Below are 22,419 nucleotides of genomic sequence, written 5' to 3' on the forward strand. Positions count from 1 at the left end.
ACGGCCGGCCGTGCGCGGAGGGCTGCACGGTTCGGGGCTAGCCTTCGTACGGGCCGAGGAAGCGTGTGCCGTTTAGGTGAATTAGATGATCAGGATCGTCCGCGACCCAAGCCTCAGTCTCCCAAGCAAGCTCAGGAAGCCACTGGCGCATCCCCTCACGCGTCTCGAAGCAATTCACGAAAACGAGTCCCGCTACAGGCGTGGCAAATAGGCTTTGCAGGGAACGATGACGCTCATCATCGAACGGGCCCTTGCTTTTTACAGCCTCCATGAGGAAGAGCCACTCGCGGACTTCGTCGTAGAGGACAAGGTCCGGCATTCGGCCGTGGGGATCGAAAGTCAGTCCAAGCGTCTCCTCGAAAATCCTTTCCTCGAAGAGAGGGTGCTTCCCCCGGGTGTCTCCGAGGTAGAGCACCTTCGCGTTGGGTGCAAAGCGCGGCACAAATTCCTCGACCATTTTCTTCAACAACGGATTCTGCCCAGAAGGGGAGAGCAGGAACTCTTCCCCGTCAGGCAGATCAATGGAGATCATGGCGGCGTGGAGGGCTTCCGCCCGCGCCCTAACTGCCTTCGATGCTCCATCGAGAAATCCCTCCAGGGCATTCTCGAAAACGTCCGTGCCATATGACCTGACCGCTTGAAGGGCCTCATCAGACAGACAATACTCGTTGAGTTGCGAGTTTGTGGCGATATTCAAGTTGTCCGCATTGAGGACCGCGAATCCGTTGTCAACCCATTGACGCAGGGTCTTTTTGCGGAAATCTTCCCGGCTACCGGTGGCGTAGGGCTTGGCCCAATGCACGCCAGACCAGTCCATGATCTTCTGCACACCAAGACGTGGGGTAGTCGAGTCGGCCCAGTGGTCTCCCGGCTTCAGGCCAGCAAGCGCGAGCAGCGTCACGGCACTGCGGACGTTATGTCGCTGCGCGTCGAACCCGAAGCTCTTCAGTAGCGCCCGTGCGGTGCCGATGGTCGCTATAGTCTCGTCGATTTCGTTGCCGGTGGTCACGCGGTGGAGTCTGGCATGTCTGGGAAGAGTTTGGCCACCATGGCATCCAGCGCCTCCTGGCTAGGCAGACCATCGGGTGCTGTCTTGGCGAGAAGAATTAGGTCCTCGCGCGAGGGGAATGGGAGGCGGCGCAGGTCGCCCGCGTTAACCTGTGTGTGGCCCGAGAACGCTCGGAAATATCGATCCAATACGGTCGAGTTCAGCCAGAGCATGAGACCGCGAGCGAGATTCCGCTCGAGCGGATTACTAGATTCATGCAGATAGTTCGTCTTGTTGTCGAATGCGACCCTGCTGGGGCCGTCCCAGAGCGCAGCAACGACACGCCGGCGGTCCTCCTTCGCAGTTTGACGTTTCACGACAACATACGGACCTGGAGGAAGAAGTTGGCGGATTGCAGCATCGTCGATGGCGACGAACCCCTGCGGCTTTCTCGCGTTCACTTGCGGCCAATCGATCCCGCCGGACCGAATGTTTGACTGATAAATCATCGGAGTGACACCGAGAATGTCCAAGTCGTCAGTCAGATACTGACGGTTGCGGAAATCGACCACCTTTCCCGTGCTGACGCCGATACCGAGATCGGCCAGAGTGAATCTCGCTGCCGATGGTACTGGCACGCCTTCGGTGAAGTGTACGATTTTGTCATCGTCTTCGTCTTGGACAATCGTCGAGAACGGCACAGGGCGCACAATGGGATCCTCGTCTTGCGCAACCGATTTCGAGAGGGTCACATTGGAAATCTGAGGTCTCGAAGTGAAGACAACAATTACATTCTCCTGCTTCACCTTCGTGTCCGCGAATACCTTGGTGCGGCTTTCGAATTCATGGAGCGCGTCGAGACTTGCCGTCGATAGCAGCCAGTGGCGGAATTGGCGATAGTAAGGCCCGCTTGCCCATGAGCGGGGAACAATGAAGACTCCCTGCCCGTCCTTCTTGAGCGAAGCAACTGCCCGCGCCCAAAAGGCCACGTAGAGGTTTGGGGTATCGACGACGCGCGCGGCTGTTGCAAGCCGTGCAGGCGAATCTGAGGCAAGCTTTCCGTACGGCGGATTGGCGATCACGAGGTCGAATGGATCATCCAATTTCGCGCCCTCGTAAAGCAAGTAGTCACCTTCGACTAGGTCGTAGGAAATACCGTAGGCGGCTCGGCATTCCTCGAGAGTGGCGCGTAGGTAGGGCGTGAGGAAGGGATCGGCTTCCACAGCCACGACGTGGACTGCAACGTCGGGTCGCTCGGTGTGCAGCCGATGGACGAGAGCAGCGCTCAGAGACCCCGCGCCAGCCCCTGGATCGAGTACCCGGACGGTGCCGCCGAGGTCGTCGACTCGAAGCATTGAGGCCATCAGCGCGGCAGCCTTCACGGGAGTGAAGAACTGCCCTAGTGCTGCTTGGGTACTCGGGTCTAGTTGGCCGAGAGCAGCTTGGCGCCGGGTCTCAGTGCTGGCGATCAGATCCACGCGTAGAGACTAACCGGCTCACGCTCGAAGGGCGGTACCGGACGGCGCAGACCACGAGCAACACCCTCCGTCTTGCAAGAGCCGGGGTACCCGGACCTGCCCGTCGACTGCGCAGCTGACGAACCCGCGTGAGCAACAGAGACTCTTCGCAGCGACGGGGGAGATGCTGTCGCATGCATCACATGACCGGAAGGACTGCGGCTCAATGCCTCGGATCTAAGTCGCTCGCGCACCAATCGTTCTGTTGGCCACTAGGAAGCCGCGCTGAATTCCATCAGGTACTCGGATAGTGCCGTGGTGCACATCGCGGGGACCAATCTCCTGGAATGCCTGGTCGGCGACAAGGGTTCAGTCCCATACCGCGTAGCCCCCTGCGTTCGCGTCATCCTGACTTGGGAGAATTCCTAAGGCGGTGGTTGGATCCCGTGGACTACCTGTGGGCGGCTACTCGCCAAATGGCCGCCTGCAAGGCCCTGAACAGCGACGTTGCCTCAGTTTCAAGGGCCTCCGGAGCCGTGGGCGCAGGCGTGCAGCACAGAGGTGTCTGGGACGGTGTCTGGGAGCCTCTGTGCGTTGGTGCTCAGCAACGTTTGCCGAGGTGGACGCCGGCAGCCTTGGGCGGGCTGCTAGGCGATGGCCCCGGCTTGCTGCTACGCGGCGTGTTCACAGCATTGGGTACCGTCCGAGCCGGTCGATCAGTCTCTAGTGGGGTGGCATGCACAACGAGCGGCTATCTGATGAGGAGCTGGAGCTGTTCGTCCAGTACCTGCATCGTTTCGCGAACCACGACGTGGACATCTTCTTGAGGCTGGAAGCCGGGGATCCCGAGCACCCCGTCTACGTGATGTTCGGCAGGGACTATCCCCCGGTCGGGGAGGCCTCGGACTATCGGCGGCCGTTCGCGGACCGGCGACAGGTGACATCTAAATCTGACATCAACGACGGTGGTTGACAGCGGTCCTGTACGGCCCTTCGTGGTGTCCGCGAGCCGGGATACACCCTTACCGGCCGTGGTCCGCGCGAGCTTACAAAGCGGGTGTCGATCGAGCGTCGCACGCTCGGATGCCGCGAGCAGAGGTCGACTGCCAGTGCCCGGTGGGAGGGTGCTGTCAGCAGGACGCACTCTTCGACTTGCCGGAGACACCTCCGGAGCACGCCGTGATCGCTCGCTTCCAGCTGGGCGGCGACGGTCTTGGTGAATCTGACCAGTGGTCACAGGTGTTCGAGGTCGAGCGGTCGATGGGTGCCGCGGTCGCCGCCGCTGGTGTTGGCGAGGTTGACGGCAATGAGTTCGGCGGGGGTGAGGTTGTGATCTTCGCCTATGGGCCTGATGCGGACGCCTTGTATCGGGTGATGGAGCCGGGCTTGCGTGCGCTTCCGTTTCGGCCGGCGCACGTTGTGCTGCGTTATGGGGAGCCTGATGACGGAGTCGTGAGCGAGCGGGTTGAGCTCTGAGCACGCGTGCCAGATGTGTGCCAGATCGAGCGGTCAGCCACGGTCACTTGAGGAACGTCACGGGGTCCACAGCTCGTAGGAACCGTCGCAGCGCCCAAGTGGGATGAGCTGCGGTGATGGCTCAGGTGTCGGTGCCAGGCTTACAAAGCAGATGTCGGCGGTTCGAAACCGTCCGCGCCCACCAGCAGGAAGCACGACGAAGGCCCAGGTCACCGGTACTGAACCGGGAGCCTGGGCCTTGTTCTTTCCTCAGTCGCGGAGGCGGGGAAGAAGCGCTGTCCGCGGGTGTCGGCCGGTGGGGTGCTGGGGCTGGGAACTCTCATCCCGTCTGCCATCGACCCGGGGCAAGCCGAGCAGACACGGCACCGGGCGTCCAGGTCGTCCGTACGGTGGCGCGCTCCATCTGGACGCCTGGCAGCGCGCCCGATCCACGTACGTTCGGGTCGACAGCAGACGGGATGGGAGTTGGAGAAACTGGTGGGCTGGGCCAGCGGGGTAGCATCCCGCATGCCCATTTCGTGGAGCTCCAGCGTCGAGGTGTTCGCGCAGCTGCTGAGGCGGCATGGGGTCGAGCCGGACGCCGTACGCGATGTTGACGCTGCGTGGGATGCCTTCGTGGCATTTCTCCAGGTCGAGTTGGCAGGCATCGAGCAGCCCGAGAACGACGGCGATGGCTTCATCGTCGAGTGGGGCAACTGGGACTGGAACGACGATCAGCCGTCGCTGTCCTTCGGGCGCCTGCTCGCGGTCAGTGATCGCGGAGACCGAGATGATCCTTACTGGCAGCCCGAGTACTGGAAGGCTGAGCTGCAGCTCATCTTCAACGAGGACCGCGAATGGGCTGACCTCAGCAGCATCGGCTTTCAAGACACCGGATACGACCACAGCAAGATCGGCGCTCCGCGAGCCATCGCTCTCGAAGAGATGCGCCGTTTCATCGAGTCCTACCCGCAGCTGGCCGCCATGTGGAGGGCCGAACCGGCTCGCAGCGAGTTGGCCATCGAGCGAGCGGGGTAACAGCACCGTGCCCCATCCGTGCTCGATCACGCGGAAAGCCACGGTGCCGAGCGGGCTCAACGCATCAGAACGGCCCCTGACCGTATGTCCTGGTCAGGGGCCGTTTCACCTGGCGGTGGGTGTGGGATTTGAACCCACGGTGACTTGCGCCACGACGGCTTTCAAGATTGTCCGCCGAAAGCGGTCAGCGGCTCAGGCCATGCTTGTGCAGCGCGGCCGATGCCCGGAAGCGGATGCGCCCGCATTGCTCGCGATCTTCCTCCGGAGTGTCCTCGGAGCAGCAGCAGTGGGATGCAAGCCGACGAAGATCTTCGGCGTCCAGCCACAGTGGGACACGTCCGCTGGCCCTCTCGGCTTCCGGCTCTGTCGGCTTGATGTCAGGCATGAGCCGCAGCCTAGCCGTGCCCGCTGCGTGGCCGATCCTGTGGGAGACCCGGAGTCCGAGGACGGCCCAGACCACCCCTGGTGAGCATCCGTCTGACACCTGGGCACCCGGCACTTCCGCCATGAACCGGCCGCCGAGGGGCCGCCTTTCTGCGGTGCGGCGAGGTTGCCGACGACGTCATGAGACAGCGCATCGAGTTCTGACCGTGTGTGCCGGATGCGTGCCAGATCGAGCGGTCAGCCACGGTCACTGGAGGGCCACCGAGGTGGTAGCGCCCCTCGGCAGCCGTCGCAGCACGCAGGCTGGCTGAGCTGGGATGACGGCTGGGACGTCGCTGCCAGGCATACAAAGCAGATGTCGGCGGTTCGGAACCGTCCGCGCCCACCAGTACAACGGCCCCGCAGCGAGTCGCTGCGGGGGCCTTTGACGGTAGTGGCTGACGGCAGTCGCTTTGATGGCGCTCATCCCTGGCCCGCGCAGAACACCGACCAAAGCCGCTCCGGCCTCATGCCGCAACTCACGGTGCCGGGCGACAACGCGACTGATCGCCGGGGGCCGATGCCTGGCAGCGGCTCACGCTCTCCGTGAGCCACCCGTATCACCGGGCCGGCCAAGCCGCTGCTGCAGATGAACGGGGTACTACGGCAGGCGACGGGCGAGACGCATTTGGTGTGTTCAGCCCGCATGCGCTTGAGTGTCCACGTCAAATCGGTAATGAGTGCAAGGGGTTGACGTTGAGTAAGGCAGCACGGGGGATCGTGGCCGGAGTGGTGCTGATGGCCGTACTGACGGCGTGTGGTGGTTCGGACGACGGCCTGGATTCCTTCCGCGGGGACGGCGACAAGCCCCCGGTCACGCTGACGCCGGACATGGTCCGCACCGCCCTCCCCAGCAAGGCCAGCGCCCCCAAGGGCTTCGAGGGCGACGACATCGAGGTCGAGGTCGGCGACGAGGCCGTCGAGGCGTGCACCGGATCGACCGAGTCCAACTGCGGCGGGCTGCTCAGTATGGGCGGCACCGACTTCGACACGGATGACAGCGGCCGGAGCGACAGCTCCGAATTCGACGGTGAGGTCGTTTTCGGCATCCTGGCCTTCCAGAGCCCGGGCGACGCCAGCGCCACGTACAAGGCCCTGGTCACCGAGGAGCGCAGCAAGGCCGAGAAGGACGGAAAGAAGGCGAAGCCGGTGGAGATCGACGCGGGCGCCGAGGAGACCGATGCCTTCGAGGACGCCGACGGCGAGACCATGGTCATGATGCGGATCGGCAGCGTCGTCGCCGTGGTGAACGGCGACGGCACCTTCGTGGAGAAGCCGAACTACAACGACTTCGCGAAACTCCAGATCGACCGGCTGAAGAAGACCGCCCAGGGCATGAACCCCGACGCATGATCCGCCAGCCTCCAAAGCTCCGGCCCGCGCGGCCGCCGGGCCGGAGCGGAGGAGGGAACGGCGGGTACCCGGCTGCGCGTCCTTCATGTGAGCGGCGTGTACCTCGTTCACGCGCGTGATGTTGAGCATGCCGCGTTCTGCCTAGCCGGACCGAGCGACGACGGGACCTGGCCAAGCCTATGCACCCTGCTGCCCCTTGGGCGGAGCGCTGCTGACGGCAGTCTCTGACGGCAACGCCAGGGATCATGGACGGTCTTGAACGGCCCTCGCTGCATGAGTCCTGCCTCGCCATTGCTCAGCCAGGCATCCCCGCCCACCAGCAGGAAGCACGACGAAGGCCCAGGTCACCGGTGCTGAACCGGGAGCCTGGGCCTTGTTCGTTCCTTGGCGGCGGGAGGAGGAGGGGCGTCGTGCCAGATGTGGAGTGCCGTTCGCGACTGCGTCGATCTCATGGTGTGGCGCTGCCCGCGCGGACGAAGTCGAGGTACTCATCACCGGCGACGCCGGCGTTCACCCAGCGATCACGACGTGCGCCCGCCTGAGCTTCCGCTTCAGCCATCGCGGCAAGCTCGTCAGCACTGACAGTGAGCTCCACCCCGAATTCGTTGTCGGGGTCCAGTGGCGGGAACTCCAGCAGATCGCAAAACTGCTCGTTCCCCACGTCCTCAACCACGTGGAGTGTCACCACGTACCCTCGCTTGGTCGGCTCAATTCCGACCCACCGAACAGCTGGTGTCGACGGAGTGCCGACAGCTCCAAGGAACTGCTCAATGCCCCGACCGCGTCGGAGGGCGCCGACAGCGAACGACTCAACCAGGTGGCGCATGGGCGAAGCATAGTTCTCCATGCCCCAGAGCTGGCTTCCGCTGAGTTGTGTGCCCCTTGCCCCCCGATTGGGCGGAGGACGAGAGGGGAAGCACGGGGCGCTCGAGTCACCACGCTGATCCGCCCCCAGGTCAGCACATCTTTCGAGAGGCTACCGCCACCACTCGCCTTCGCCCGCGAGTGAACGGTGCAGGTAGTCCTTCAACTCGCGCGCAGCCCACATCCGAGCGTCAGTCTCGTGGTCCCAGACAAAGATGTCCGGACGCTCCGGGTTGATTACGAAGGCGAATTGGTCGCCCCCGCCGTTGTCGCCGAAGAACAGCAGCGGATCAAAGGGCATGTACAAGCCCGGGAACGCGTCGGGTGACCAGAACACCAGGTTCTGTTCCACGATCCGATCAAGCGACCAAACGACGTCAGTCCCGTACGCGTCGACCATCCCGTCTGACTCCATCAGCAGCGCAGTCAGCTGTGATGGCAGGCTCTGGCCGAGACGTTGCTCTGCCTCAGCCAGCGCCGTCGTGTCAATGGGTGCCTGGAACTCGACGTCGGGCAAGGTTCCAGCAGCAGCTTCCTTCCACATGGGCGCAGCCTAAGCGGGACCGCCGACATGGACATCGCTGACCGATTCGGCTGGAGCTACGGATCAGAAGGCTGACGGCTGGGAAGGGGGTGGGGTGGGGTCGGATCTGCACGAGGTCGGAGCCACCACGCCCCCCATGGCCGCGTCGTACCGTCGTGCGGTGCCAGGCCGGCCCAACCTCGGGAAGGCTAGCTCGGGGCGCTGACAGTGGGGTTATGTCTCCCGCGTGCCTGATCCAGGGCTCCTGCGGGTCGCGCAGCGTTCAACGACACTGGGCTGTGCAGCGGTGAGCACCGCGGGAGGGCATCCGGCGCTCACCGGGGCCGTACGGCCCCCTGCGGAGGTCGGCGACGACCAGTGGCAGCACCCGGGGTTGTGGTGAAGCTGGGGGAGCTGCCCGGACTGGGGCCGGTGCAGTTCAGGCAGAGCCTGAACCGTCCTTACCGTACGACGACGTTGTGAGCCGGAATGATCGTGGGCTGCACGTCGGTGTGGCCGAGGTCGGCCAGGATCGGACCAAAGGTCTGCGCGTGGGTTTCGAGGGCCTCCGCGCTCTCCCAGACCTCGGTCACGCGGAACCCTCCGGCAACCGGCCCCGCCGCGTGAGAGACGAGACCCGCATTCGGCAGGTCTGCGAACTGAGTGAAGCCTTGTCCATTGGTCACACGTGCGATCACCGCGTCGTAAAGATCCTGTCCGGCGCCAGGAAGATCGAAGGTGACGATGATGGCCATTGAGGTGCCCCTGTCTCGGTCCGCCGCGCGGCCGCGGCGATGCCGTGATCCTAGCGTTAAGTAGTCGGGCGAGTTCGCAGAGCGACGAAATAGTCATCGGTGGACGGCGCCGCAACTCATGTCCAGAGTCGATGGCGACCGACGATGACAGGTGTGCTGTGTTCCGTCTGTGGGTGACCGTCGGCCAGGATGGGGTGTTTCTGTCCACCCGAACCCGGGGTGTGTATGCCGATCTGTCCTGCCTGCGATCGCCCGTTGGAGGCCGGCGCCTTCGTTCTGTGCCGGCGCGAGGATGATGACCGGCGCACCTGCCGCATGGTCTGGGGGTGCTCCAACCGTCACGTTTGGTGGAAGTGGGCCGACCGGCCGCGCGACCCGCTGGAGCCGTGCCCGCATCCGGAGTTGTTCGACAGCGACGTCCCCGCCTGACAGCAACGGCAGCGGACGCGGGCAGCCTTGAGGCTCTCGGAGGCTCCTGGCGGTGGCGGCTATGAAGGCGCACGCTCGTGCCCGGCCCGGGTGCCCGATGGCGGTGCGTAGTCGCTCTTCGGGTTGTGGGTGTGTGGCCGACGTGGAGTGGGGCATCGGGAGTTGACCCTGCGCGGCCAGGGGCGGTGTACTCGTGGGTATGGATGAGGTGGGGGATGCTCCGGAGGCAGGGGTCGAGGGTGGGGCCATGACTCCGCAGGGGTACATCGACAGTCGGCTCGTGCAGTACCAGGAGTGGTACGACCGCAAGGCCACCAAGATGAAGGCCATGCATCTGCGGATGCGGACCGTCTCCGTCGTCGGCGCCGCGCTCGTGCCCGTGTTGGTCAATCTCGATCTGTCGTTCGCGAGGGTGACCGCCACCGCGCTCAGTCTGGTCGTCGTCGCTTCCGTGTCGCTGGAGAGCGTGTACCGGTATCGCGAGCAGTGGAAGAACTACCGGTCGACCGAGCAACTGCTGGGGCACGAGCGGGTCTACTTCGAGGCCAAGGTCGGGCCCTACCGGAACCTCTCCGAGCGGGACTCCTTCACCACCCTGGTCGCCCGCGTGGAGAAGGCCATCGCCAACGAGAACTCCGCGACCCTCAACGTCATGACCCTCGGCGGGCAGGTGAACGCCGACGTGCAGCAGAACGGTGTGCCGGCACCCCGCCCCGAGGTCGGGACCGTGACGGGCGGAAGCTGATGGACGACGGCGTGCTGCGGATCACCGTGCTCGGATCCGCCACCCCCTATCCCCTGCCCGGGAACCCCTGCTCGGGCTATCTCGTCGAGGGCGGCGGCGTCCGCGTGTGGGTGGACGCCGGCAGCGGATCGCTCGGGGAGCTGCAGCGGTACACCGGGCTCGGAGAGATCGACGCGGTGTGGATCTCCCATCTGCATGCCGATCACTGCTCCGACCTGCTCACCGCCTACTACGCGCTCCTGTACGCCGACATCCGGCTCGATGCGCCGGTGCCTCTCTACGGGCCGCCCGCCATCGCCGATCGGCTCGCCGCGTTTCTGACCAACGGGCCCCACCGCAGCCCCGTCGAAGACGCCTTCGCCGTAGAGGAGTTGTACGACGGGCACGAGGCCCGCGTGGGTGGGCTGAGCCTGCGTGCGCGCGCCGTCGAGCATGGTGGGATGCCCGCCTTCGCGCTGCGCGTCGAGGACCAGGACGGGCGCCGGATCGCGTACTCCGGTGACTGCGAGCCCTGCCCCGCCCTCACCGAACTCGCTCGGGACTGCGAACTGTTCGTCTGCGAGGCCGACGGTGAGGGGCCCGGGCACCACTCCGCCGAGCAGGCGGGGTGGACGGCGGTGGACGCCCGCGTCGGCAGGCTGGTCGTGACCCATGTGGGGCCCGGCATCACGCCCGAGCGCGCCGTGGCGGACGCCGGCAGGGTGTTCGCGGGTGCGGGTGCGGGTGCGGGCGCTGGCGCGGTCGAGTACGCCGCACCCGGCGCCGTATTCGCGGTCACGCGTCGAAGTCGTACTCCAGGACGTACGACGCGGAGTCCAGCGTCATCTCGTTGAGCTCCACCGCGACCCCCTTGTCCGTGAAGGCCGTACGGCCGATCAGGATCACCGGCGTTCCGAACTCCAGGGAGAGTCGCGTGGATTCGTCGGCCGTGGGCATCCGGCAGCGGATCTCCTCTCGGAAGTGGACCGGCTGGTGGCCGAGTTCGGTCAGCCGGGCGTAGGTGCCGCCGGGGCCCGTGTCCGGGGCCGTGATCGGGGTGCCCTGGGCGAGGGCGGCCGGCAGGTAGGAGACGGAGAGCAGGACCGGCTTGTCGTCCAGGACGAAGCGGCGGCTGCGGACGCAGACCGGGGAGTCCGGCGGCAGGCCCAGCGCTGCGGCCACCCGCGCGTTCGCCGCCGCCTCGCCGACCTCGATCTGGTCCACCACCAGCGCCCGGTCCTCGATGTCCGCCGACCAGACCGAGCGGCCCGTGCCCCAGTGGTCCTGCGCGAGCCGGGGGATGCCCCGGCGGCGCAGCGGGCGGAAGGAGCGGACGAAGACCCCGGCGCCCTTGCGGGCCTCGGCCAGGCCCTCGTTGCGGAGTACGGACAGGGCCTGGCGGGCCGTCATCCGCGCCACGTCGTACGTGGTCATCAGATCGTTCTCGCCGGGGAGCCGGTCGCCGGGGGCGAAGGCGCCTGACTGGATGGCGGTTCTCAACTCGTCGGCGATGCGCTGGTACTTGGGCCGACGACCGCTGTCCTGGTCAGTCATGGGTGGACCACTCCCTTCGTTGCGGGACACCCTACGGCGCGCTCGGACGAGCGGATGCACGTGTGTGCGCCGACCCGTGCGGTCGATCCATCCAACGGGGGACATCTCTAGAGATACGTTGACAGGGAGGAGTCATCGGGTTTCTCTGGGTGTATCTCTAGAGAACTGGAGCTCCGGGACGGAGGGGATTCGTGCAACCACTGCCCGAGGTCGGTGACCTGGTCCGTGACGCCGCCACCGGGCGGGTCGGCTTCTATATGGACAGCGTCGCCGGCCGGTTTCTGATCCGGCCCGTCCACGGCGGCTGCGAGTGGGAGGCCGAACCCGGCGACGTGCATCTCGCCACGCCCATGCGAGAACTGCGGGCGCGCGCCGCGGAGATCAACGCGCGGAGCAGACGGGGTCTCGGGACGTGACCCGCCGGTGCCGATCGCCACCGCGTGCGCCGATCGTCGCCGAGTGTGCCGACCCCAGCCGTGCGTGCCGCCCGCCACCGCGTGCGCCGATCCCGCGGTGCGTGCCGTGTACGCCCACCCTCGCCGAGCGTGCCGTGTGCGCCGACCGCCGTGTACGCCCACGCCCACCGATCGTGCCGAGTACGCCCACCGCCGTGTGCGCCGTCCCCTCCCGGCGGCCCGCCCCCCCCGGCCGTACGCGCCCTCCGGCCTGAGTCGCGGGCCCTGACGTTGTCAGTACGGCGCGTCACACTGGAGGCATGTGCCGCAGCATCAAGACTCTCCGACCGCCCGCCCTGCCCGAAGAGGCCACCGAGGAGGACATGCGCGCCGCCGCCTTGCAGTACGTGCGCAAGGTCTCCGGCTTCCATCACCCCGCCGCGCACAACCGCGAGGTGTTCGACCGGGCCGTGGACGAGATCGCCGCCGCGACCGAGCGGCTCCTCGACGGCCTGGAGGTGCGTGGGCTCAGGAAGCCGGTGCGGGAGCCGCAGCCGGACGCCGTATGACATAGGCCGCCAGTGCGCCCGCCAGGAAGAGCGCGAGGATCGAGGCCCCCGCGCCGATCCAGGTCGCCCCCAGCCACAGCCCGCCGAACCAGCCGAGCGCCACGCTGTAGCCCGCCCAGGCCACGCCCGCGAGCGCCGACCACGGCAGGAACTCCACGATCCGTCGCCTGGCCGCACCCGCGCCCAGCGAGACCACCGAGCGGCCCGCGGGGGCGAAGCGGGCGATCACCACGAGCAGCCCTCCGCCCCGCGCCAGCGCCACGCCGAGACGTTCCTGCGCGACGGTCAGCCGGCGTGAGCGGGCGATGGCTCGATCGAGCCTTGCGCCGCCGCGCCAGGCCAGCCGGTACGCGACGAAGTCGCCGAGGACGGAGGCCGTGGCCGCGCACAGGAGGAGGGGGAGCACGGAGGGGACGTCGGGGGAGGCCGCCGTGGCGGTCGCCGCCGCCGTCGCGGCCGTGATCACGAGGACCCCGCTCGGCAGCACCGGCAGGAAGACGTCGAGAAGCACCGACGTGGCCACCACCGCGTAGATCCACGGGCCTGCGGTCAGTGACCGCAGTGACCCGATGCTGTCGAGCACATTCACAGCGCCAGAGCCTACGCGGGCGCGGAGTGCGAAAACGGGGCAGGGGCCGGAAACCGCACAAGCGGAATCCGGCCCCTGCGCTCCGGGTGTTACGCCGTGACCGGAGCGGCCTGCTTCTCGCGCTGCTCCGCACCGGCGCCGCGGGTCGCGCCGAAGAGCCGGTCGAGTGCCAGCGCGCCAGGGCCGGTGAAGACGAGCAGCAGGAACGCCCAGCAGAACAGCGCCGCGGACTCGCCGCTGTTCTGGAGCGGGAAGAGCGCCTCGGGCTGGTGGACCTTGAAGTACGCGTACGCCATCGAGCCGGAGGCGAGGAAGGCGGCGGTACGGGTGCCCAGGCCGACAAGGACCAGCCCGCCCGCGACCAGCTGGATCACGGCCGCGTACCAGCCGGGCCACGTGCCGGTGGGTACGGTGCCGCCGCCCATCGCGCCGCCGAGGACGCCGAAGAGCGAGGCGGCGCCGTGGCAGGCGAAGAGCAGGCCTATGACGATCCGGAACAGGCCGAGCGCGTACGGCTGGCCCTGATTCAGGCGGTTCGACAGGTTGTTCATGGGGACGGGACTCCTTCGGTCGGGTCCGCTTCCGGGGAAACGGAACGTGGGGGACGGAACCGATGAGGCCGTCAGGTTAGGCACCCCTCAGTAGTACTTGCAAGTTCAACATTCGGTCATTCGAAGATCTGTGGTGATCGTCACGCGGCCTCGGCCGCGTCGCTGCCGGGACTCAACCGCCGCTGAGGATCCGTTCGTCCACGGTCACCAGGCGGCCGCCCCGGCGGGCCTGAGTGAGCGTCAGGCGGGCCGAACGGCCACGCAGGGCGAGGGTCATCAGCTGGTTCCCGAACCACGGGCCGCCCGTCCTGCGCCAGTCGACCGGCGTGGGGTCCACGTGGGCGTGGCGGGCGAGGACGCGGCCCAGTCGGCGGCCGGCGCGGCTCCAGCCGAACCGGAAACCCAGACGGACCGAGAGCGGGATCGCGTTGTGGAGCGGCGAGCAGGTCAGCTGCGTCACCCGAGCCTCGGGTTCCCCGTCGGGCCATCGGGGTTCCGCCACATACGCGTGGTGGACGTCCCCCGACAGGACGCACACCGTCGCCGGCGCCTGCGGGCCGCTGCCCGCCTCCGCCAGCAGGCGCGTCAGGGCCTCGAACGACGAAGGGAACGCCGCCCAGTGCTCCAGGTCGGCCCGCTGCCGCAGATCCTCCGCGAACCGTGCCCACCGCCCGCCCGGACCGCCCCGCACGCCCCGGCACAGTGCCGCGTTCCAGGTCTCCGCGTCATGGATCAGCGGGGGCAGCAGCCAGGGCAGCGAGGTGCCCACGAGGAGATGGTCGTACGAACCCCGGTCGGCCAGCGCCTGTTCACGGACCCACGCCGCCTCGGCCTCGTCCAGCATCGCCCGCCCCTCCTCACGGAGGACGCGGGCCGCCCGGGTGTCGATCATCAGCAGCCGGGTGCGGCCGAAGTCGCGGCGGTAGCTCCAGCGCACGCACGCCGGATCGGCATCCGCCTGCGCCACGAACCGCCGCAGCGCTTCCGTGCCGTCGGGCGAGCCGCACACCTCGGCGTACAGGGGGTCGGCGGCGAGCTCCGCCGGGGAGAGATTGCCGAGGTGCTGGTAGACCCAGTACGACATCAGCCCGCTCAGCACCCGCTCGCTCCACCAGTGCGTGGCGCGCATGCGGGTCAGCCAGGCGGCGCTGGTGTTCCAGTCGTCGATGATGTCGTGATCGTCGAAGATCATGCAGCTGGGGACGGTGGAGAGCAGCCAGCCGACCTCGGGGTCCTGCCAGGACTCGTCGTAGAGCCGGGTGTACTCCTCGTACTCGCCGACCTCCGAGCCCGGAGGGTCGCGCGGATCCCGGCGGGCGGCGAGCCAGCTGCGCGTGGCGGCCGAGGTCTCGTCCGCGTACACCTGGTCGCCCAACAGCAGGAGCACGTCGGGGCGTTCGGCGTCGGGGTGGGTGGCCAGATGTGATGCGAGCGTGTCGAGGGCGTCCGGGCCGACCGGGTCGTGTCCGGCCGCGGGCTTCGCCGCCCAGCGGCACGAGCCGAAGGCCACGGAGACCCCGTCACCGGGGGCGGGTGTGCGGATGGTGCTCGGCGGGAAGCGGGAGTCGGGCAGGGGCCAGACCCGGTGGCCGTCCAGCCGTATCTCGTACTCCGTCGCCGTGCCCGATGTCAGGCCGGTCACCGGGATCACGGCGTAGTGGTGGCCGGCGATCTGGAACGTACGGGTGCTGCCGCCGCCGCCGGACGCGCACCGGGCCTCGGCCGTGCACGGCCGGTCGGCCTCGATCCAGATCGTCGCGGAGTCGCCGGTCACCCCGTCGACGTACCGCAGCAGTGGTCCGATTCTGAGCCCGGCCGCCATCGTGATCCCCCTCCGTCGTCCCGCCGTACGGTACGGAACGACGGAGGGGTGCAGGAAGCGTTCTCAGCAGCCGTTCAGGACGGACTGGAGGGCGCTCTTCTCGGCCGAGTCGACGCTCAGGCCCCAGTAGTACTTCGTGTGGACCCAGGCGCGGACGTAGGTGCAGCGGTACGAGGTGCGCGACGGCAGCCACTCGGCGGGATCCTGGTCGCCCTTGGACTGGTTGACGTTGTCCGTCACCGCGATGAGCTGCGGGCGGGTCAGGTCGTTGGCGAACTGCTGGCGCTTGGCGGTGGTCCACGAGTTGGCGCCCGAGCGCCAGGCCTCGGCGAGCGGCACCATGTGGTCGATGTCCAGGTCGGAGGCGACGGTCCAGGTCGCGCCGTCGTACTCGGAGAACCAAGTGCCGCTGACGGCGGCACAGCTGGAGTCCTGGCCGACGTTCACGCCGTCGCGCTTGAGGACGACCTCGCGGGTGTTGCAGGCGCCGGACTGGGTGATCCAGTGCGGGAAGAGATCACGGCTGTAGCCGGAGGAGGAACCTTCCGCCTTCACCGTGAGGGAGGCGAGGTAGGTACGGGCGGTGGCCGCGCTGACCGGCGTGGGCATGGCGGCCTGCGCGGTGGGGGCGGTGGCGAGGAGGCCGGTGACGGAGAGGGCGGCGGTGGCGGCGAGCACGGTCATGCGACGGGCTATTCGACGCGCGTAGACGCTTGCGGCAAGCATACGAACTCCCTGGGAATGGGGGGACCTTGGCCATGCCGTCCCCGGGCGGGGTGCCGGGCGGCCAGGTCAGCGTGATGGCGCCGGGTTTCGGTGGGGGGTGCGCCAGGTAACAGGGTGGCGACATGGGCACGTCATATCAAGGGTGACGGAACGGCAGTTCCGTTTTCCGCACCTAGGGTTGGCATGTGCTTCTGGAAGTGAACATCACCTTTGCGGTGGTTCTGACCGTTCTCCTTGCCGTGGCCGCGGGTGTCGTCGCGCTCGCTCGGCTCGGGCGCGCCCGCGACACGCTGGTCGCGGGTGGGCGTGCGGCGGTCCAGTTGATCGCGGTGTCGCTGGTGATCGGCTCGGTGATGCGGTATCTGCCGCTGCTGCTGGGGTTCCTGCTGCTGATGTACGGGGTGGCCGTGTGGACGGCCGGGCGGCGGGTGGTGCCGTCCCCGGGGCGCGGCTGGTGGTGGGCCGGCGTGCCGATCGCGGCGGGTGTGGTGCCGGTCGTCGGGGCGCTGGTGCTCACCGGGCTCGTGCCGGTGCGGGGCGTGGCGCTCATCCCGGTGACCGGCATCCTCATCGGCGGGGCGCTGACGGCCACGGTGCTGGGCGGGCGGCGGGCGCTGGACGAACTGGAGACACGGCGCGGCGAGGTGGAGGCGGGACTCGCCCTCGGCCTCGCCGAGCGCGAGGCGCGCCTGGAGGTCGCGCGGCGGGCGGCGTCGGACGCGCTGCTGCCGGGCCTCGATCAGACGCGGACGGTCGGACTCGTCACGCTGCCGGGCGCGTTCGTGGGGATGCTGCTGGGCGGTGCGTCGCCGTGGCAGGCGGGGGCGGTGCAACTGTTCGTGCTGGTGGCGCTGCTCGTGGTCCAGGCGGTGGCGGTGGCCGTCGTCCTGGAACTGGTGGCGCGGGGCGCTCTGGCACGAGGCTGACCGCCGGGGCGGGGCGCTCTGGCGCGCGGCTGACCGCCAGGGCGGGACGGGGCCCTCGGCTGGGCGCCGCCGCCGGGCCTTACGCCGGGAACGTCAGACGGAGGGTGCCGTCGGGTATCCGCGTCACCGTGAGCGCCGTCAGGTCCATGACGTGGACGTCCGGGGCGAAGGCCGCCGCCCTCGGGCCCACGCCCACCACCCGCATTCCGGCCGCGCGTCCTGCCTGGATGCCGGCCTCGGAGTCCTCGAAGACCACGCAGTCGGCCGGGTCGAAGCCCAGTTCCGCCGCGCCCTTGAGGAAGCCCTCCGGGTCCGGCTTGCTCGCCCCGACCCGCTCCGCCGTGACCCGGGTCTCCGGCATCCGCAGCCCCGCCGCGCCCATTCGGGCCTGGGCGAGGGCCTCGTCGGCCGAGGTCACCAGCGCGTGCGGGAGGCCGTCGATGGCGTCCATGAACGCCGGAGCGCCAGGGACGGGGACGACGCCGTCGAGGTCGGCGGTCTCCTCCGCCAGCATCACCCGGTTGTCCGCGTAGTTCTGCTCCATGGGCCGGTCCGGGAGGAGGACGGCCATCGTCGCGTACCCCTGGCGGCCGTGGACCACCTTGAGCGCCTGCTCCGGGTCCAGCCCGTGCCGGATCGCCCATCGGCGCCAGCAGCGCTCGACGACGGCGTCCGAGTTGACGAGGGTGCCGTCCATGTCGAGCAGGAGGGCGCGGGTCGTGAGCGTTGCCGGGGTGATGGCGGGCATCGACGGTCTCCAGAGGGGGTGGGAGGAGAACGAAGTGGCCCCGCCCACCGGTCAGGGAGTGCGGGCGGGAGCCACTTTGTTTCTCCACGATACAAAACGAGGAGCCGTCTACGCCAATCCGTTCCGCATCGCGGACTCGGGCGGTGCCCGGCGGATCGGATGGCGCCCGGTGGGGCGGGTGGCGTCCCGCGGGGCGGGTGCCCGGTGGGGGACGTCAGCCGGTGGTCAGTGCCTCCAGGGCGCGTCGGGTCTCGGGCCCGTACACGCCCTCCTCGTCGTCCTCGATGGAGTGGTACTCCTGGAACCTCTCCACCGCGCGCCTCACCTGCCTGGAGTACTCGCCGTCGATCGGGCCGTCGTAGACGCCCCACGCCTGCTTGAGTCGCAGCTGCAGCTCCTCGACCTCGGCCCCGGAGTCCCCCTGGCGCAGCGTCGGGGGTGCTGTCTCCCGGGTGGGCGTGGGGGTGGGGGCGGACGTGGTCCGGGTGGCCGTGGGCGGCGGAGGAACGGCCGGCGCGGTCGTGGTGGCCTTCGTGGTCCGGACGGCGGAGGGCGAGGGCGAAGCCGAAGCGGAGCGCGATGCGGAGGCCGACGCCGATGTCGACGTGGACGGCGTGGTGGTCGGTTCCTCCGATACGGCGACGTTCTCCGACGCGCTCGTGGTGACCGTGGGCACGGCCGCGCGGTCGTCCGTCTCGTCCCCGTCGTCCAGCAGGCCCGCCGCGACCGCCGCAGTGGCGACGACCGCGACCGCGACCGCCGCCGCGAGCGCCACGATCGCGCCCCGTCGGCGCGTGGCGGGCCGTGGCTCGGGCTCGTCGTACCTGTCGTACTCGTAGCGCCCGTCGGTCCCGTCGTAGACGTCGTCGTCCGGGGCGGGCGTCGCGCCGATCCCGGGCAGCAGCAGCGGCATGGTCTCGGGGCCGTCCCCGACGGGGTGCGCCACCGCCGGCGGTACGGGTGCGGGCGTCGCGCCGATCCCGGGCAGCAGCAGCGGCATGGTCTCGGGGCCGTCCGCGACCGGGTGCGCCACCGTCGGCGGTACGAGTGCGGGCGCGGGCGCCACCGGACCCGGAACGGGACCCGAGACCGGGCCCGGCGCAGGAACCGGAACCGTAATCGGAAGCGGTATCGGAGGCGGCGGTGCCTCGTTCGCGCCCCGTGCCGGCGCGTCCAGGGTCACGTACGGCCTGATCCGCAGCGGGTCGAAGTCCTCCGCCGCGGCGATCTCCGCCTGGACGCAGGCGCAGCCCGGTCTTCTCTGTACACCACATTCAGGACAGACGTGTCCGGTCATGGTGGATCCCCTCCCCAGTTCACCTGGCAGCGATTATGCAGGCCGCTCCTGTCCGTCACCTGAACAGCCGTTCCCCTCGGGAGGACATAAGGGGGCACAACGATCAGGATGAGGGGATACGGACCCCTGAGGACACGCCCCGGAGATGCTTATGGCCCAGGAAGTACGCTCGCCGGACCTCGGCGGCGACCCCGCTCCTGGGGAGGGGCGGAGTCGCCGAAGCATTGTCGTCGCGATCGGTGCGCTGCTGCTCGGCATGCTGCTCGCCGCACTCGATCAGACCATCGTCTCCACCGCCCTGCCGACGATCGTCAGCGAGCTCGGCGGCATGGAGCACCTCTCCTGGGTCGTCACCGCGTACATCCTCGCGTCGACGGCGGGGACGCCCCTGTGGGGCAAGCTCGGCGACCAGTACGGCCGCAAGAAGCTCTTCCAGGCCGCCATCGTCATCTTCCTCATCGGCTCCGCCCTCTGCGGCATCGCGCAGAACATGCCGCAGCTCATCGGCTTCCGCGCCCTCCAGGGGCTCGGCGGCGGCGGCCTCATCGTCCTGTCGATGGCCATCGTCGGCGACCTCGTCCCGCCCCGGGAACGCGGCAGGTACCAGGGGATGTTCGGCGCCGTCTTCGGCGGCAGCAGCGTCCTCGGCCCGCTGCTCGGCGGACTGTTCACCCAGCACCTCTCCTGGCGCTGGGTCTTCTACATCAACCTGCCCATCGGCATCGTCGCCCTCTTCGTGATCGCCGCCGTGCTGCACATCCCGGCACGCCGCACCCGGCACACCATCGACTACCTCGGCACCGTCCTCATCGCCTCGGTCGCCACCTGCCTCGTGCTCGTCGCCTCCCTCGGCGGCACCACCTGGGACTGGGGATCCCCGCAGATCATCGGGCTCGCCGTCCTCGGAGCCGTACTCCTCGTCTGCTTCGTGTACGTCGAGCAGCGCGCTGCCGAGCCCGTACTACCGCTGAAGCTGTTCCGGATCCGGACCTTCACCCTCGTCTCGACCATCAGCTTCGTCGTGGGCTTCGCGATGTTCGGTGCGATGACCTATCTGCCGACGTTCCTCCAGGTCGTCCAGGACGTCACACCGACCGCGTCCGGCGTCCACATGCTGCCCATGGTCGTCGGCATGTTCCTCGCCTCGACGACGTCCGGTCAGGTCGTCTCCCGCACCGGCCGTTGGAAGGTCTTCCCCATCGCCGGCACCGCCGTCACGACCCTCGGGCTGCTGCTGCTCCACAGACTGACGGAACACAGCTCCACCTGGCAGATGAGCGTCGACTTCTTCGTCTTCGGCGTCGGACTCGGCCTGGTCATCCAGGTCCTCGTCCTCGTCGTCCAGAACGCCGTCTCCTACCAGGACCTCGGCGTCGCCACCGCGGGCGCGACCTTCTTCCGTTCCATCGGGGCCTCGTTCGGTGTCGCCGTCTTCGGCGCCATCTTCACCCATGGGCTCAACACCCAACTGGAGGGCGCCCTCGCCGGACAGCCGCTGCCGCCCGGGACCGGACCCGAACAGATCGCCGCCGACCCGCGCGCGATCGCCGCGCTCCCGCCCGAGCTGCAGCCGTCGGTCGTGCACGCGTACGCGACCTCGATCACCGACGTCTTCCTCTACGCGGCGCCGGTGGTCTTCGTCGCCTTCGTGGTCGCCTGGTTCCTCAAGGAGGACACGCTGCGCGGCTCGGTCACCGCCCCCGACGCCAGCCAGACCCTGGCCTCCAACCCGGTGGAGCGGTCCTCCTACGAGGAGTGCGCGCGCGCTCTGTCCGTGCTCGGTTCCCGCAAGGGGCGCAGGGAGATCTACGAGAAGATCACCGCGAGGGCCGGGCTCGATCTGCTGCCGGCCGCGAGCTGGCTGCTGTTGCGGATCCGCCGCCACGGGACCGTGGAACCGGCCCGGTTGGCCGAGACCACCCCCGTACCGCTGCGGGCCATCACCGAGGCGTCCCGCCAGGTCGAGGAGCGCCGCCTCGCGCGCCGGGAGGGGTTGCAGCTGATCCTCACCGACGAGGGGGTCGAGGCCGCCGCGAAGCTGGCGAAGGCGCGTGAGGATTCGCTCGCCGAGCTGCTGGGGGACTGGTGGGGGCCGGACCGGCCGACGGATCTGGTGCAGCTGGTGGAGGAACTGACGGCCGAGCTGAACGGCTCGGACGCGGAGCGACCACGCCTGCCGGAGCCACCCCGCGACCACCACGCGTAAACCGCGCGGTGGCCACACCGCGTAAGCCGTCCGGCGACCACCCCGCGTAAGCCGTCCGGCGGCCACAGCACCCGACCGTCCGGCCGGCGTGCGTAACCGCCCGGCGGCCACCCCGCGTAACCGCCGTGCCGTCAGAGGTCCTTGCCGTACCAGATGTCCATGTACGGGCCCTCGCAGTACGCCGGGATCTCCGCGTATCCGTGGCGGCCGTACAAGGCGCGCGCCTCGACCAGGTCCAGACGGGTGTTGAGGACCATCCGACGCATGCCCAGTTCACGGGCCGCGTCCTCCAGGTGCCCGAGCAGGGCCCCGGCGCCGCCCTTGCCCCGGAAGGCGTGGCGCACGAACACCCGGGTCAGCTCGGCGCGTTCCCCGTCGAGGAGCAGCACACCACCGCAGCCGGCCGCCTCGCCCTCGTACCGGGCCACCAGGAACTGTCCGGTCGGCGGAGTCAGAAGCTCCACCCCGTCGTTCGTCAGCCCCTCGTCGATCTCCGCCCCGGTCGCGGGCCGCTGCCAGTAGCGGCTCGCCACGTCGTCGTAGTAGTCGCGGCGCAGGGCGGTGGCGTCCGGGGTGTCGACACGCTCGGGGGCGAAGGTCCAGGTCATGCGCGCCATTCTGGGCGGATGACCCGGATCCGTCGCCTGCTTTTCGAGCGCGGTCAGCCCTGCTTGGGCGCGGCCTGCTGGACGACCTCGAACGACCACAGCATGGAGCCGGTCGCCGCCGGCTTCGGGCGGCCCTCGCCCTCGGGACCGCCGGAGGTGCCCTGGTGGGCCGCCTTCATCGAACCGCTCATCCAGTTCTGGAAGTCCTCCTCGCTGCGCCAGCGGGTGTAGACCAGGTACTGGTCCGTCCCCTCCAGCGGTCGCAGCAGCTCGAACCACTCGAAGCCGTCGGAGCCCTCCACGGCACCGGCACGGGACGCGAAGCGCTTCTCCAGGACCTCGCGCTGCTCGGCCGGGACGGTCAGGACGTTGATCTTCACGATGCTCATGGAGGGCAGGATATGACCGGCACCCCGGGT

At 68.6% G+C, this 22,419-nt stretch carries 25 protein-coding genes; 10 read left to right on the top strand and 15 right to left on the bottom strand.

Annotated features, from left to right (window positions below):
• Positions 1 to 37: 37 nt before the first annotated feature.
• Both ACFC0D_RS21115 and ACFC0D_RS21120 read right to left on the bottom strand, forming a co-directional pair.
• On the bottom strand, positions 38 to 1,009 hold the full coding sequence (locus tag ACFC0D_RS21115) for a BsuBI/PstI family type II restriction endonuclease (protein WP_376438012.1): 972 nt from the start codon (positions 1,007 to 1,009) through the stop codon (positions 38 to 40).
• Complete coding sequence (locus tag ACFC0D_RS21120) at positions 1,006 to 2,466, bottom strand: Eco57I restriction-modification methylase domain-containing protein (protein ID WP_376438013.1); 1,461 nt, start codon at positions 2,464 to 2,466, stop codon at positions 1,006 to 1,008. The genes ACFC0D_RS21115 and ACFC0D_RS21120 overlap by 4 nt, the downstream gene beginning before the upstream one ends.
• 715 nt (positions 2,467 to 3,181) lie before the next feature.
• Here ACFC0D_RS21120 and ACFC0D_RS21125 point away from each other — a divergent pair.
• From ACFC0D_RS21125 to ACFC0D_RS21135, 3 genes are all read left to right on the top strand, one after another.
• Positions 3,182 to 3,418, top strand: coding sequence for a hypothetical protein (locus ACFC0D_RS21125; RefSeq protein ID WP_376438014.1), 237 nt, complete (start codon positions 3,182 to 3,184; stop codon positions 3,416 to 3,418).
• Between the two features lie 206 nt (positions 3,419 to 3,624).
• Positions 3,625 to 3,921 carry a hypothetical protein gene (locus ACFC0D_RS21130; RefSeq protein WP_376438015.1) on the top strand — a complete coding sequence of 99 codons (297 nt, stop codon included), beginning with the start codon at positions 3,625 to 3,627 and terminating at the stop codon, positions 3,919 to 3,921.
• 465 nt (positions 3,922 to 4,386) lie between these two features.
• A complete protein-coding gene (locus ACFC0D_RS21135) occupies positions 4,387 to 4,938 on the top strand; it encodes a hypothetical protein (protein ID WP_376438017.1) in 552 nt (183 codons plus the stop codon).
• 184 nt (positions 4,939 to 5,122) lie between these two features.
• On the opposite strand, the gene ACFC0D_RS21140 is transcribed toward ACFC0D_RS21135, so the two are convergent.
• Complete coding sequence (locus ACFC0D_RS21140; protein WP_376438019.1) at positions 5,123 to 5,323, bottom strand: hypothetical protein; 201 nt, start codon at positions 5,321 to 5,323, stop codon at positions 5,123 to 5,125.
• A 734-nt stretch (positions 5,324 to 6,057) separates the two neighbouring features.
• On the opposite strand from ACFC0D_RS21140, the gene ACFC0D_RS21145 reads away from it, so the two are divergent.
• The gene (locus ACFC0D_RS21145) at positions 6,058 to 6,714 is read left to right on the top strand and encodes a hypothetical protein (protein ID WP_376438021.1); all 657 of its coding nucleotides are present in this window, start codon (positions 6,058 to 6,060) and stop codon (positions 6,712 to 6,714) included.
• A 448-nt stretch (positions 6,715 to 7,162) separates the two neighbouring features.
• Here the strand turns inward: ACFC0D_RS21145 and ACFC0D_RS21150 are convergent, their stop codons facing one another.
• The 3 genes from ACFC0D_RS21150 to ACFC0D_RS21160 all read right to left on the bottom strand — a co-directional run bounded on the left by ACFC0D_RS21150 (position 7,163) and on the right by ACFC0D_RS21160 (position 8,856).
• The gene (locus ACFC0D_RS21150; RefSeq protein ID WP_376438023.1) at positions 7,163 to 7,540 is read right to left on the bottom strand and encodes a hypothetical protein; all 378 of its coding nucleotides are present in this window, start codon (positions 7,538 to 7,540) and stop codon (positions 7,163 to 7,165) included.
• Between the two features lie 150 nt (positions 7,541 to 7,690).
• Entirely contained in the window at positions 7,691 to 8,122 is a 432-nt protein-coding gene (locus tag ACFC0D_RS21155) for an SMI1/KNR4 family protein (RefSeq protein ID WP_376438025.1), read from the bottom strand.
• A 440-nt stretch (positions 8,123 to 8,562) separates the two neighbouring features.
• Entirely contained in the window at positions 8,563 to 8,856 is a 294-nt protein-coding gene (locus ACFC0D_RS21160; RefSeq protein ID WP_376438027.1) for a hypothetical protein, read from the bottom strand.
• Positions 8,857 to 9,532: 676 nt separating this feature from the next.
• Between ACFC0D_RS21160 and ACFC0D_RS21165 the strand changes: the two genes are divergently transcribed.
• Together ACFC0D_RS21165 and ACFC0D_RS21170 are read left to right on the top strand one after the other, a co-directional pair.
• Positions 9,533 to 10,030 (top strand): DUF4231 domain-containing protein, encoded by a 498-nt coding sequence (locus ACFC0D_RS21165; protein WP_376438029.1) that lies wholly within the window; start codon positions 9,533 to 9,535, stop codon positions 10,028 to 10,030.
• Positions 10,030 to 10,863 (top strand): MBL fold metallo-hydrolase, encoded by an 834-nt coding sequence (locus ACFC0D_RS21170; RefSeq protein ID WP_376438031.1) that lies wholly within the window; start codon positions 10,030 to 10,032, stop codon positions 10,861 to 10,863. Before ACFC0D_RS21165 ends, ACFC0D_RS21170 begins: the two co-directional genes overlap by 1 nt.
• Here the strand turns inward: ACFC0D_RS21170 and ACFC0D_RS21175 are convergent.
• Complete coding sequence (locus ACFC0D_RS21175; RefSeq protein ID WP_376438034.1) at positions 10,805 to 11,563, bottom strand: GntR family transcriptional regulator; 759 nt, start codon at positions 11,561 to 11,563, stop codon at positions 10,805 to 10,807. The two genes, ACFC0D_RS21170 and ACFC0D_RS21175, sit on opposite strands and share 59 nt — an antisense overlap.
• Before the next feature lie 191 nt (positions 11,564 to 11,754).
• Between ACFC0D_RS21175 and ACFC0D_RS21180 the strand changes: the two genes are divergently transcribed.
• Together ACFC0D_RS21180 and ACFC0D_RS21185 are read left to right on the top strand one after the other, a co-directional pair.
• Positions 11,755 to 11,979, top strand: coding sequence for a hypothetical protein (locus ACFC0D_RS21180; protein ID WP_376438036.1), 225 nt, complete (start codon positions 11,755 to 11,757; stop codon positions 11,977 to 11,979).
• Between the two features lie 299 nt (positions 11,980 to 12,278).
• On the top strand, positions 12,279 to 12,527 hold the full coding sequence (locus tag ACFC0D_RS21185; RefSeq protein WP_329121055.1) for a DUF2277 domain-containing protein: 249 nt from the start codon (positions 12,279 to 12,281) through the stop codon (positions 12,525 to 12,527).
• Here ACFC0D_RS21185 and ACFC0D_RS21190 read toward each other — a convergent pair.
• The 4 genes from ACFC0D_RS21190 to ACFC0D_RS21205 form a co-directional block, all read right to left on the bottom strand.
• Entirely contained in the window at positions 12,487 to 13,110 is a 624-nt protein-coding gene (locus ACFC0D_RS21190) for a DedA family protein (protein ID WP_376438135.1), read from the bottom strand. The two genes, ACFC0D_RS21185 and ACFC0D_RS21190, sit on opposite strands and share 41 nt — an antisense overlap.
• Positions 13,111 to 13,205: 95 nt before the next feature.
• Positions 13,206 to 13,658, bottom strand: a complete 453-nt coding sequence (locus ACFC0D_RS21195) for a DoxX family protein (protein ID WP_376438137.1) — start codon at positions 13,656 to 13,658, stop codon at positions 13,206 to 13,208.
• A gap of 181 nt (positions 13,659 to 13,839) precedes the next feature.
• Positions 13,840 to 15,489: an alkaline phosphatase D family protein gene (locus ACFC0D_RS21200; protein ID WP_376438039.1), complete on the bottom strand. Its 1,650-nt coding sequence runs from the start codon at positions 15,487 to 15,489 to the stop codon at positions 13,840 to 13,842.
• A 63-nt stretch (positions 15,490 to 15,552) separates the two neighbouring features.
• Complete coding sequence (locus tag ACFC0D_RS21205; protein WP_376438041.1) at positions 15,553 to 16,215, bottom strand: HNH endonuclease family protein; 663 nt, start codon at positions 16,213 to 16,215, stop codon at positions 15,553 to 15,555.
• Positions 16,216 to 16,400: 185 nt separating this feature from the next.
• On the opposite strand from ACFC0D_RS21205, the gene ACFC0D_RS21210 reads away from it, so the two are divergent.
• On the top strand, positions 16,401 to 17,141 hold the full coding sequence (locus tag ACFC0D_RS21210) for an ABC transporter permease (RefSeq protein ID WP_376438043.1): 741 nt from the start codon (positions 16,401 to 16,403) through the stop codon (positions 17,139 to 17,141).
• 79 nt (positions 17,142 to 17,220) lie between these two features.
• On the opposite strand, the gene ACFC0D_RS21215 is transcribed toward ACFC0D_RS21210, so the two are convergent.
• Positions 17,221 to 17,889, bottom strand: coding sequence for an HAD-IA family hydrolase (locus ACFC0D_RS21215; protein WP_376438045.1), 669 nt, complete (start codon positions 17,887 to 17,889; stop codon positions 17,221 to 17,223).
• A 214-nt stretch (positions 17,890 to 18,103) separates the two neighbouring features.
• Positions 18,104 to 19,186 carry a peptidoglycan-binding protein gene (locus tag ACFC0D_RS21220; protein ID WP_376438047.1) on the bottom strand — a complete coding sequence of 361 codons (1,083 nt, stop codon included), beginning with the start codon at positions 19,184 to 19,186 and terminating at the stop codon, positions 18,104 to 18,106.
• 151 nt (positions 19,187 to 19,337) lie between these two features.
• Between ACFC0D_RS21220 and ACFC0D_RS21225 the strand changes: the two genes are divergently transcribed.
• A complete protein-coding gene (locus ACFC0D_RS21225) occupies positions 19,338 to 21,392 on the top strand; it encodes a DHA2 family efflux MFS transporter permease subunit (RefSeq protein WP_376438049.1) in 2,055 nt (684 codons plus the stop codon).
• A 131-nt stretch (positions 21,393 to 21,523) separates the two neighbouring features.
• Here the strand turns inward: ACFC0D_RS21225 and ACFC0D_RS21230 are convergent, their stop codons facing one another.
• Entirely contained in the window at positions 21,524 to 22,009 is a 486-nt protein-coding gene (locus ACFC0D_RS21230) for a GNAT family N-acetyltransferase (RefSeq protein WP_376438051.1), read from the bottom strand.
• A 44-nt stretch (positions 22,010 to 22,053) separates the two neighbouring features.
• Positions 22,054 to 22,389 (bottom strand): antibiotic biosynthesis monooxygenase family protein, encoded by a 336-nt coding sequence (locus ACFC0D_RS21235; protein WP_376438054.1) that lies wholly within the window; start codon positions 22,387 to 22,389, stop codon positions 22,054 to 22,056.
• Positions 22,390 to 22,419 lie beyond the last annotated feature (30 nt).

It is taken from the genome of Streptomyces sp. NPDC056222 (assembly GCF_042264065.1).
Lineage (GTDB): Bacteria > Actinomycetota > Actinomycetes > Streptomycetales > Streptomycetaceae > Streptomyces.